Source organism: Vannielia litorea, from assembly GCF_018424695.1.
GTDB lineage: Bacteria > Pseudomonadota > Alphaproteobacteria > Rhodobacterales > Rhodobacteraceae > Vannielia > Vannielia litorea_A.
Genome location: NZ_QTNQ01000109.1, coordinates 1 through 10704 on the forward strand (window position 1 = coordinate 1; position 10704 = coordinate 10704).

9 protein-coding genes are annotated in these 10704 nt (G+C 65.6%); 1 reads left to right on the top strand and 8 read right to left on the bottom strand.

Translation table 11 applies throughout. From position 1 onward, the window contains the following. Both DYI42_RS21545 and deoC read right to left on the bottom strand, forming a co-directional pair. A partial coding sequence (locus DYI42_RS21545; protein WP_213548875.1) for an aldehyde dehydrogenase family protein occupies window positions 1-1129 on the bottom strand: 1129 nt, incomplete at its 3' end. A gap of 193 nt (window positions 1130-1322) precedes the next feature. After that, entirely contained in the window at window positions 1323-2318 is a 996-nt protein-coding gene (gene deoC / locus DYI42_RS21550; protein ID WP_244868071.1) for a deoxyribose-phosphate aldolase, read from the bottom strand. 208 nt (window positions 2319-2526) lie between these two features. Between deoC and DYI42_RS21555 the strand changes: the two genes are divergently transcribed. Next, window positions 2527-4623 carry a methyl-accepting chemotaxis protein gene (locus DYI42_RS21555; protein WP_213548877.1) on the top strand — a complete coding sequence of 699 codons (2097 nt, stop codon included), beginning with the start codon at window positions 2527-2529 and terminating at the stop codon, window positions 4621-4623. Window positions 4624-4665: 42 nt separating this feature from the next. On the opposite strand, the gene DYI42_RS21560 is transcribed toward DYI42_RS21555, so the two are convergent. From DYI42_RS21560 to DYI42_RS21585, 6 genes are all read right to left on the bottom strand, one after another. Next, entirely contained in the window at window positions 4666-5193 is a 528-nt protein-coding gene (locus DYI42_RS21560) for an EF-hand domain-containing protein (RefSeq protein ID WP_244868072.1), read from the bottom strand. A gap of 237 nt (window positions 5194-5430) precedes the next feature. After that, window positions 5431-6507 (bottom strand): BMP family ABC transporter substrate-binding protein, encoded by a 1077-nt coding sequence (locus DYI42_RS21565; protein ID WP_213548879.1) that lies wholly within the window; start codon window positions 6505-6507, stop codon window positions 5431-5433. A gap of 42 nt (window positions 6508-6549) precedes the next feature. After that, on the bottom strand, window positions 6550-7482 hold the full coding sequence (locus DYI42_RS21570; protein ID WP_213548881.1) for an ABC transporter permease: 933 nt from the start codon (window positions 7480-7482) through the stop codon (window positions 6550-6552). Next, window positions 7482-8561, bottom strand: coding sequence for an ABC transporter permease (locus DYI42_RS21575; RefSeq protein WP_213548882.1), 1080 nt, complete (start codon window positions 8559-8561; stop codon window positions 7482-7484). The genes DYI42_RS21570 and DYI42_RS21575 overlap by 1 nt, the downstream gene beginning before the upstream one ends. 130 nt (window positions 8562-8691) lie before the next feature. Continuing rightward, on the bottom strand, window positions 8692-10227 hold the full coding sequence (locus DYI42_RS21580) for an ABC transporter ATP-binding protein (protein WP_213548883.1): 1536 nt from the start codon (window positions 10225-10227) through the stop codon (window positions 8692-8694). Then, window positions 10224-10704, bottom strand: a 481-nt coding sequence (locus DYI42_RS21585; RefSeq protein ID WP_213548884.1) for an XdhC family protein, incomplete at its 5' end; no start/stop codon positions are given. The genes DYI42_RS21580 and DYI42_RS21585, both read right to left, overlap by 4 nt.

Here is a 10704-nt window from a genome sequence, read left to right on the forward strand (position 1 = left end):
GGGTGGGCGGGTAGAAGCAGCCTTCCGGGAGGTCGGTGCTCGCCACGTAGGTTTCGCCCTCGGTGTTGTTTGAGACCATCTCGGTGATGGTTTTCAGCTGGGTCGGGTCGACGACGGCGCCCACGTCAATGCATTTGTCGAGCGGGTCGCCGATGCGGAGGCCGTCCATGCGGGCCTTGAGCTTGGTGTGGAAGGCGTTGGCGATGCCTTCCTGGACCAGCAGGCGGGAGCCGGCGCAGCAGACCTGGCCCTGGTTGAACCAGATGGCATCGACGAGGCCTTCGACGGCGGAGTCTACGTCGGCGTCCTCGAAGACAATGTAGGGGGATTTGCCGCCGAGTTCGAGCGTGAGGGGGATGGAGCGCCCGGCGGTGGCCTCGCGGATACGGCGGCCGACGGCGGTGGAGCCGGTAAAGGCGAGTTTATCCACCTCGGCGTTCACCAGTGCTTCGCCGGTGGCGCCGTCGCCGGTGACCACGTTGAGGACGCCTGCGGGGAGGCCGGCCTCTTGCGAGATTTCGGAAAACAGGAGGGCGGTGAGGGAGGTGTATTCAGCCGGTTTGAGGACGACGGTGTTGCCCATGGCGAGGGCGGGCGCGACCTTCCAGGCGAGCATCAGGAGCGGGAAGTTCCACGGGATGATCTGGCCGGCGACGCCGAGGGGGGCACGGTCGGGCAGTTCGGTGGGGGCGAGCTGGGCGTGGCCTGCGTGGTAGTAGAAGTGGCGGGTGGCGAGCGGCACGTCAATGTCGCGGGACTCGCGGATGGGTTTGCCGTTGTCGAGGGTTTCGAGGACGGCGAAGAGGCGGCTGTGTTTTTGCAGCAGGCGGGCGAGGGCGTAGAGATACTTGGCGCGCTCATGGCCGGAGAGGGCGGCCCATTTGGGCTGCGCCTTGCCGGCGGCCTTCACCGCCTTCTCAACGTCCTTGGCGGTGCCTTGGGTGATCGTTGCCAGCTTGTCGCCAGTCGCGGGGTTCTTAGTGAGGAAGCCCTTGGCGGGTTTGGTGAAGGCACCGTCGATGAAATGGCCGAACTTGCGATTGTGCTTGTCGAGCCATGCGGCGGCCTCCGAGGCGGACTCGGGGGCGGGGCCGTAGGCGAGGGTGTCGAAGATTTCGGGGACGTTCATTGAAACTGGTCCTTCGATCAGAGCGGAGCACCCGGCCGCCAACGGCGGCCAGCGCCCGTCCCGCCCCCCTACGGGGCGGGCGCTTGGGTGACGTTGAGCTGGACAGAGCCGGAGCGCGTGACGGTGGCGGCGACGCTTGTGGAGAGGCGCCCCGTGCGGGACGTGCGCTGGCCTTGGGTCTGCATCAGGACCGTCATCCCATCGCGTGCCGGTAGGAGGCCGAGTAGGCGCCGGTGGTGTGGTGTTCGAGCTGGCGTTCGATGTCTCCCAGCAAGGAGGAGGCGCCGAAGCGGAAGAGGTCGGGCTGGACCCAGCGGGGGCCGAGTTCGTCCTTCAGGAGGGCGAGGTAGAGCAGCGCGTCTTTCGCCTTGGAGATGCCGCCGGCGGGCTTGTAGCCGACGCGGTGGCCGGTGGCTTCGAAATAGTCGCGGATGGCGCGGATCATGACGAGGGAGACGGGCAGGGTGGCGTTGACGCTTTCCTTGCCGGTGGAGGTCTTGATGAAGTCGGCGCCGGCCATCATGCAGACGAGGCTGGCGCGGGCGACGTTTTGCAGGGTGCCGAGCTCGCCGGTGGCGAGAATCGCCTTGACGTGGGCGGGGCCGCAAGCGGCGCGGAAGGCTTTCATCTCGTCGTAGAGCGCCTGCCAGTTGCCGGTGAGCACGTGGCGGCGGGAAATGACGATGTCGATCTCCTCGGCCCCGGCCTTCACGCTCTCCTCGATCTCGGCGAGGCGCAGGTGGAAGGGCGAGAGTCCGGCGGGGAAGCCGGTGGAGACGGCGGCGACGGGGATGTTGGAGCCGCGGAGGGCCTCGACGGCGGTTTCCACCATGTCGTGGTAGACGCAGACTGCACCGGTCGTGATCCCTTCCATTCCGAGGGCCTTTAGAAGGTCGGCGCGGACAGGCTGGCGGGCCTTGGCGCAGAGACGCTTCACGCGGCCCTCGGTGTCGTCACCGGCCAGCGTGGTGAGGTCGATCAGCGTGATTGCCTTGCAGAGCCAGGCCGCCTGAAACGCCTTCTTGACCGAGCGGCGCCCGGGCAACGTGGCGGCCCGGCGCTCGATGGCGGAGGTGTTGGCCTGGGCCCGCATGACCCAGTCCATATCCAGCTCCATGCCCGGGTTGCGGGCGAGCGTGAGCTGCGGCAGGTGCGCGGTGCTCGTCGCGGTGTCGGTCTTGGTGGTCAAGGGCGGGGCCTCCTCGCGGAAAGCGTGGCACGGGGCTGGGAAGATGGCAACGGGGTGCTTTTTACCAGATGGTCAAAATTGCGGCAAGGGTCACAGGGTGTGATAGCTTCCTCAACTCGGACCTTCTTCGCGATAATCCGCGTTTCCGGCAAGCCTTCCTTAATACAGTTCTGCGAAACCTCCCCCAACCGAAGCTTGGAGACATGTGATGGGCCTTGTTGGATTTGGGCGGACCCGCGTTCAGGTGCGCGATCCGATGGCGCTGCTGGGGGAGGCGGTGCAATCGACCTATGCGGTCATCTGGTTTGCGCCGGACGGCACCGTTCTTGATGCTAACGCCAACTTTTGCGGCGCCCTCGGCTACGCCCGCGAAGAGATCGTGGGGCAGCATCACAGGATGTTCGTGCAGCGCGGTTACGGGGCGAGCGAGGATTACAAGGACTTCTGGCAGCGGCTGGCGCGTGGCGAGAGCTTTTCGGCGGTGTTCCCGCGCATCGCCAAAGGGGATCGCAACATCTGGATCGAGGCCGCCTATGTGCCGATCCGCAACGCAGCCGGTGACGTGGAACAGGTGGTGAAATTCGCCACCGATGTGACGGAACGCGAGACCGCCGCCATCGGCGCCAGACGCAAGCTGGAGGCTCTGGACAAGAGCCAGGCGGTGATCGAGTTCGAACCCGATGGCACCATCGTCTCGGCGAACGCGAACTTTCTGGCGGCCGTCGGATACGAGCTGCACGAGATAAAGGGCAAGCATCACAGCATGTTTGTGCGCGAAGACCTGCGCAAGGCGCCGGAATACCAGGCTTTCTGGTCGGATCTCGCGAAGGGAGAGCCAAAGCTGGGCAAGTTCCGGCGCTGGGGCAAGGGCGGCCGCGAGATGTGGCTGGAGGCGACCTACAACCCGATTATCGACAGCCGCGGGAAGGTGGAGAGAGTGGTGAAGGTAGCCGCCGACATCACCGAGACCCGGATGCAAGCGATCGACTCGCAGGGCCAGCTCGAGGCGCTGGGCCGCAGCCAGGCGGTGATCGAGTTCTCGCCGGAGGGCATCGTGCAGCGGGCCAACGAGAACTTCCTGAAGGCGTTGGGCTACACCGAAGAGGAGATCGTGGGCCAGCACCACAGCATCTTCGTCGATCCGGAGGTGGTGAAGAGCCCGGACTATGCAACCTTCTGGGAAGAGCTTGCGGGCGGTGTGTTCCAGTCGGCGCAGTTCATGCGATTGGCCAAGGATGGGCGCGAAGTCTGGATTCAGGCAAGTTACAACCCGATCCTCGATGCCGATGGCAAGGTGGCCAAGGTCGTGAAGTTTGCCACCGAAATCACCGCGCAGAAGCGCGCCATAACTGAGCTTCAGGAGGCGGTGTCGCGGCTGGCCAGCCATGACCTCGGGGTGTGCATCGACGCGGATGTGCCGGAAGAGTTCTTGCAGCTGAAAGAAGAGTTCAACCTGTCGATAAGGGCCCTTTCCGAGGTCATCTCGGGCATTTCCGGGCGCGCCGACGCGATCCTGACCGAGACGGGCCAGATCTCTGTGGCCGCCCGCGACCTGAGCATGCGCACCGAGAAGCAGGCCGCAGCGCTGGAAGAGACCGCCGCGGCACTCGATGAGATGACATCATCGGTCCGCGGGGCCGCGATGAACGCCGACGACGCTGCCAAGACGGCAAGCGCGGCCGAAGAAAGCACGGCGAGCGGGCTGGAGATGTCTCGCAAGGCGGTCGAGGCGATGAAGGAAATCGCCGCCAGCTCCGAGCAGGTGTCCAACATTACCAGCGTGATCGACGAGATCGCCTTCCAGACCAATCTCCTGGCGCTGAACGCCGGGGTCGAGGCGGCGCGGGCGGGCGAAAGCGGGCGTGGCTTTGCCGTGGTCGCCTCGGAAGTGCGGCAACTGGCGCTGAGGTCCTCCGACAGTTCGCGGGAAATCGCCCAACTCGTGGCCTCGACCTTCGAGCGGATTCAGGCCGGGGTGAAGCTGGTGGACGAAAGCGGCACAGCGCTGGAGCAGATCGCGGGCTATGTGCAGGATATCCGTGGCCGCGTTGCCAGCCTTGCCACCTCCGCGCAGGAGCAATCGGTGGGTCTCGACGAGATCAACTCTGCGGTGAACGACCTGGACCGGGGCACCCAGCAGAACGCGGCGATGTTCGAAGAAACGAGTGCTGCGACACAGGCGCTCGAGCGCGAGGCAGAAACGCTTTCGGGCAGCACACGGCAGTTCCGCTTCGGCGGTGCCGGGCCGGAGGCAGATGCGTCGAGGAATTCGGCGGCCCAGTCCGGCCAGGCCGCCACAGGCTAGTGTCAAACCACCTGTCCCGGGCCCCCGGGGCAGGTGGTGTGCTTATCCGCGAGGGCCGAAGTCCGCGCTGGTAATGAAGCCGTCGCCATCCCGGTCCCGCTGGGTGAACCAGGCGTCGGAGAGGCCCTCGAACTCGCTGCGGGAAACGACGCCATTGCCGTCGGTATCGGCATAGTCCCGCGACATCGAGCGGTTGTAGTCACCAAGGCCCGGACCAGCCTGGCCCTTGCCTTGGCCCCGACCGTTACCCTTGCCATTGCCAACGCCCGGACCCTTGCCCGAGGCGCCAAGCGCTTCGGCGTTGGCCGCCATATCCGCCGCGCGAGTTTCATCAAAGGCGTCATACTCCTCTGACGACAGCACATCATCCTCGTCAGTATCGAACATCGTGAAGATGTCGGATCGCTTTTCCCTGGCTTCTGACAAGGACACCCGTCCGTCGCCGTCAGCGTCCCAGTTCTCGATGAAATGCGCCCCGGGGCTGCCTTGTTGGGCCAGGGATGGCGAGGCAATGGAGAGGGCAAGCGCGACTGGCGCGAGGAGTTTGGAGACAGACATGATCATTTCCATTCGTGAGATATGAATACATGAATGTAACGAGCGCCCTCCTGCTTTCCGTCGCATCCATCCCACCTTTTCCATTCGCTCGGGCCGCGAAGCCGAACCCAGCCCCAAGCGCCCACAAAACAATGGAGTGCGCCGCAAGGCGCGCCGCTGGATCGCGTCCACCCATGGGCCTGGGCAAACGCCACGGCAAAAAAAGCCCCGCCCGGGAGGCGGAGCTTTGCGCTTGTCGTTGGGTGGCGCTTACTGCGGAATTTCGCCTTCGAGGCCCTCGACGTAGAAGTTCATCCCTGCCAGCGTGCCGTCATCGGCGGTTTCGCCCTCGGCCAGCCAGTCGGAGCCATCCTGCTTTTTGATCGGGCCTGTGAAGGGGTGATACTCACCCGAGGCGATCGACGCCTGCAGCGCTTCGGCCTCGGCTTTCACCTCGGCGGGCACCTTGTCGGTGATCTCGCCGATGCCGACCATGCCCGGGCCGATGCCGTCCCAGGTGTTGGTCGACTCCCATGTGCCATCCATCACCGCCTTGGTGCGGGCGATGTAGTAGGGCGCCCAGTTGTCGATGATCGACGACACGCGCGGGCCGTCCTTGTATTCGGCCATGTCGGACGCCTGCCCGAAGCCGATCACGTTGCCCGCCTCGGCGGCCGCCGCGAGCGGGGCGGTGGAGTCGGTGTGCTGCAGGATCACGTCGGCGCCCTGTTCGATCAGCACCTTGGCGGCGTCGGCCTCTTTCGCCGGGTTGAACCACTCGTAGACCCAGACGATCTTGAACTGCACGTCGGGGTTGACCTTTTTCGCGTGGATGTAGGCGGAGTTGATGCCGCGTACCACCTCGGGGATCGGCACCGAGCCGATGTAGCCGATCACGTTGCTCTCGGTCATCCGGCCCGCGATGGTGCCCTGCACGGCGCGGCCCTCGTAGAAGCGGGCGGAATAGACCGACACGTTGGGCGCGGTCTTGTACCCGGTGGCATGCTCGAACTTCACGTCCGGAAACTTGGCGGCCACGTTGATCGTGGGGTCCATGTATCCGAAGGAGGTGGTGAAGATCAGGTCGGCGCCGTCGAGCGCCATCTGGGTGATGACCCGCTCGGCGTCGGGGCCCTCGGGCACGTTCTCGACATAGACGGTTTCGACCGCGCCGCCGAACTCGGCCTCGACGGCCTTGCGGCCCTGGTCGTGCTCATAGGTCCAGCCGCCGTCGCCGACGGGGCCGACATAGACGAAGCCGACCTTGGTTTTGTCCTGTGCCATCGCGGGCGTGGCGGCGAGCGCTAGCGCGGCGACGGCGCCTTTGAGGAGGGTTCTTTTCTTCATGTGGATTGCTCCCTGTTGGTTGTTGGAAAATGCCCCGGATTTCTACCCGGTGGCGTGGAAGGTCCGGCCCAGCGAGGCGGGCGCGCCAAGCGCCCCGCGGCTACGGCCGGAAGACATGATCACCAGCACGATGATGGTGATGATGTAGGGGGACATCGAGAGATACTCGACCGGCACCTTGAGGCCCGCGGCCTGAAGGTTGAGCTGCAGCACCGTGATGCCGCCGAAGAGATAGGCCCCGATCATCACGCGCCAGGGCCGCCAGGAGGCGAAGACGACGAGGGCCAGCGCGATCCAGCCTGCGCCGGAGGTCATGCCCTCGGTCCATTGCGGCACGCGGACGAGGCTGAGGTAGGCCCCGCCGAGGCCCGCGCAGGCGCCGCCGAAGGCGATGGCGGCGCAGCGGATGGCGATGACCTTGTAGCCCAGTGCATGGGCGGCCTCGTGATTTTCGCCCACCGCGCGCAGGGTGAGGCCCGCGCGGGTGTATTTGAGGAAGGCCCAGGTGCCCGCGACGATGGCGATGGCGACATAGACCATCAGGTCATGGTTGAAGAGCACCGGGCCGAGCACGGGGATGTCGGAGAGCAGCGGAATATCGAGCTTGGGCGTGGAGGGCGGCTTGAGGCCGACGTAGCTTTGGCCCATCAGCGAGGAAAGTCCGAGCCCGAAGAGGGTGAGGGCGAGGCCGGAGGCGACCTGGTTGGCGAGGGCAAACTGGGTGAGCACGGCGAAGAGCATGGAGAGCAGCGCGCCCGCCGCCGCGGCCCCGACGAAGCCGAGAGCTGGCGAGCCGGATTCGACGGCCATGGCGAAGCCCGCGATGGCGCCTGTAATCATCATGCCCTCCACGCCGAGGTTCAGCACGCCCGCCTTTTCCACCACGAGCTCTCCGATGCCCGCGAGCAAAATCGGCGTGGCGGCGACCATGAGGGAGGCGAGCAGGAGGAGCCAGTTGATCGAGGAGAGGTCCATCAGGCGGCGGCCCCCTGTTTCGGGCGGAAGCGGTAATTCGTCAGCAGGTCGACGGCGAGCAGGAAGAACAGCAGCATGCCCTGGAAGAGCTGGATCGCGGCGGCCGGGAGTTGCAGTTGCGACTGGGCGATTTCGCCGCCGATGTAGGTGAGCGCCATCAGCAGCCCGGCGAGCAGGATGCCGACGGGGTGGAGGCGCCCCAAGAAGGCGACGATGATGGCGGTGAAGCCGTAGCCGACGTTGAAATCGGTGGTGACCTGGCCGGCGGGGCCGGAGACTTCGAAGAGGCCTGCCAGCCCTGCCAGCGCGCCGGAGGTGCCAAGGCAGAAGAGCACGAGGCGTGTGGGGTTGACGCCAGAGAAGCGGGCGGCGCGGGGGGCCTGCCCGGCGAGGCGGATGTTGAAGCCGAGCATGTGGCGGGTCAGCAGGATGTAGGCGAAGATTACCGCGATGAGGGCGAAGACGACGCCCCAGTGTATCCCGGCGTTCTGGCTGATCCACGAGGTGGCGGAGGGGTATTGCGCGAGGTTGCGCGAGCCCGGGAAGCCGAAGCCCTCGGGGTTTTTCATCAGCCCCACGGCCATGCCGCGCAGCAGGTTTTCGGCGACGTAGACGAGCATCAGCGAAACGAGGATTTCATTAGTGCCGAAGCGGGTTTTCAGCAGGGCCGGGATCATCGCCCAGGCCCAGCCGCCGAGCGCGCCGGCGATGACCATGAGCGGGAAGATGATGAAGGACACAGTGGGATAGAAGGCGAGGCCGACGCCCGCACCGCAGAGCGCGCCGATGATGTATTGGCCCTCGGCACCGATGTTCCAGATGCCTGCGCGGAAGCCGAGCGAGAGGCCGATGGCGATGAGGATCAGCGGCGCGGCCTTCACCAGCAGTTGCGGGCGGTAGAAGAAGGCGTGCTGGCCGAAGAGCGGGTCGTAGAAAATTGTGCGGATGGCCACGAAGGGGTCTTTTCCGAGCGCGGCGAAGAGCAGGCCGCCGAAGATCATCGTCAGCAGGACGGCGAGCAGGGGCGTGGAGTAGGACCACGCCTTGGAGGGGTTGGGGCGCTTGTCGAGGCGGATCACCGGATGCCTCCCGTGGAATGAGTATTTGCAGCAAGAAAATGAGAGCGGGCGGGAACAATTTGAATCGAATTGCACATTTTCTTGCCGGAAATACTCCCGCCGGAGGCATGGAATCTTTTGGGAGCAACGGTCATGCCGGGGCCTCCGCGTGGTGTTCGTGGGCCACTTCCATGTCATGCGCGCCGCCCATCATCAGGCCGATCCGCTCCATCGTCAGCCCTTCCACCGGCACCGGCGCGGTGAGGCGGCCGCCGTTGAGGGCGGCGAAGCTGGTGGAAATTTCCATCAGTTCGTCGAGATCCTGAGAGATGACGACGATGGCCGCGCCACCTGCCGCGAGGTCGAGCAGGGCTTGCCGGATTTGTGCGGCGGCGGAGGCATCGACGCCCCATGTGGGCTGGTTGACCACCAGCACCTCGGGGGCTTGCTCGATCTCGCGCCCCATGACGAACTTTTGCAGGTTGCCACCCGAGAGCGAGCGGGCGGCGACGTGGGGGCCAGGGGTGCGGACATCGAAGGCTTCTATGACCTTCTCGGCATAGCTCTGCGTGGCCTTCCAGTTGATGAAGTCTTTCTTTGTCAGGCCCTTGCGGATGCGGGCCGAGAGCAGGGCGTTTTCGGTCAGCGACATTTCGGGGGCAGCGGCATGGCCCAGCCGTTCTTCGGGGGCTGAGAGGAGGCCGAGTTTGCGGCGAGCCGGTGGGGCTAGTTTGCCGATCGGATTGCCGTGAAGCTGCACCGCTTCGGGTGCGGCCAGTGCCTCGCCGGAGAGTGCGGCCAGAAGCTCGTCCTGCCCGTTGCCCGCGACGCCGCCGATACCCAGCACCTCGCCTTTGCGGACCATGAGGGAGACATTCTTGAGAGAGGTGCCGAAGGGGTTGGCGGATTTGACGCTGAGGTTTGTCACCTCCAGCGCGATTTCGCCGGAGGGCGCGAGCTCGCGCTCGGGGCGGTGGAGGGCGCTGCCCACCATCATTTCGGCCAGTTCGGCGGCGGATTTTTCGCGCGGGACGGCGTGGCCGACCACCTTGCCGAGCCGCAGTATGGTGGCCCGGTCGCAGAGCGCGCGGATTTCCTCCAGCTTGTGCGAGATGTAGAGGATCGAGGTGCCCTCGGTGCGCAGCTTCTCCAGCGTGGCGAAGAGAATTTCGACCTCTTGCGGGGTGAGCACCGATGTGGGCTCGTCCATGATCAGCAGGCGCGGGTCTTGCAGCAGGCAGCGGATGATCTCGACCCGCTGGCGCTCGCCTGCCGAGAGGTCGCCCACGGTGCGATGCGGGTCCAGCGGCAGGCCGTATTCGTTGGAGACCTCGGTGATACGGGCGGAGAGCTGGGCCGATTTAGGCGGATTCTCCATGCCGAGCGCCACGTTCTCGGCCACCGAGAGCGCATCGAAGAGCGAGAAGTGCTGGAAGACCATCGCCACCCCGGCGGAGCGGGCGGCGCGGGGTTCGGGCGGGGCGAAGGGTTCGCCGCGAAAGGTCATGTGGCCTTCGTCGGGTTTGACCAGCCCGTAGATCATCTTGACCAGCGTGGATTTGCCCGCGCCGTTCTCGCCCAGCAGTGCGTGAATTTCGCCTTCGTCGATGGAAAAGCTGACGTCGTCATTGGCGACGACACCGGGATAGGCCTTGCGCAGCCCATGGGCGGCAAAGAGTTCCGTCATCCCGTCATGTCCCCCTTGGTGGCACTTGCCTGCTTTTCGAGCATGGAGAGTAGCTGCGCGGCGGTGGAAATCGCAATGGCCTGCGGGTGTTTGCCGAAGGCAGGGTCACCGATTGGGCATTGGATGCGTGAAATTTGTGCAGTTGCGTGGCCTGCGGTGGCGAGGCGTGAGCGGAAGCGGGCCCATTTGGTGGCCGAGCCGATGAGGCCGATAGAGGCGGCAGGCCGGCGCAGGAGCGTGTCACAGAGGGCGAAGTCGAGCGTGTGGGAATAGGTGAGGATAAAGTGGTGAGCCGTTACGGGGGCGGTGGCGGCGAGGTGCGGCAGGTCGCCGACGGAAGGGGAGATCACCGGGGCCTCGGGAAAGCGCTCGGCGCTGGTGTCGGCCCAGGTGAGCGCGAGGTGATCGAGCGGGGCGAGGGTGGCGGCAAGGGCGCGGCCGACGTGGCCCGCGCCCCAGATCCAGACGGGGGTGCGC

What these genes read in the sequence shown, in the direction of transcription:
- DYI42_RS21570 (WP_213548881.1), bottom strand. Translation starts at nt 7,482, where the DNA reads ATGGACCTCTCCTCGATCAACTGGCTCCTCCTGCTCGCCTCCCTCATG.
- DYI42_RS21565 (WP_213548879.1), bottom strand. Translation starts at nt 6,507, where the DNA reads ATGAAGAAAAGAACCCTCCTCAAAGGCGCCGTCGCCGCGCTAGCGCTC.
- DYI42_RS21555 (WP_213548877.1), top strand. Translation starts at nt 2,527, where the DNA reads ATGGGCCTTGTTGGATTTGGGCGGACCCGCGTTCAGGTGCGCGATCCG.
- DYI42_RS21560 (WP_244868072.1), bottom strand. Translation starts at nt 5,193, where the DNA reads ATGGAAATGATCATGTCTGTCTCCAAACTCCTCGCGCCAGTCGCGCTT.
- DYI42_RS21580 (WP_213548883.1), bottom strand. Translation starts at nt 10,227, where the DNA reads ATGACGGAACTCTTTGCCGCCCATGGGCTGCGCAAGGCCTATCCCGGT.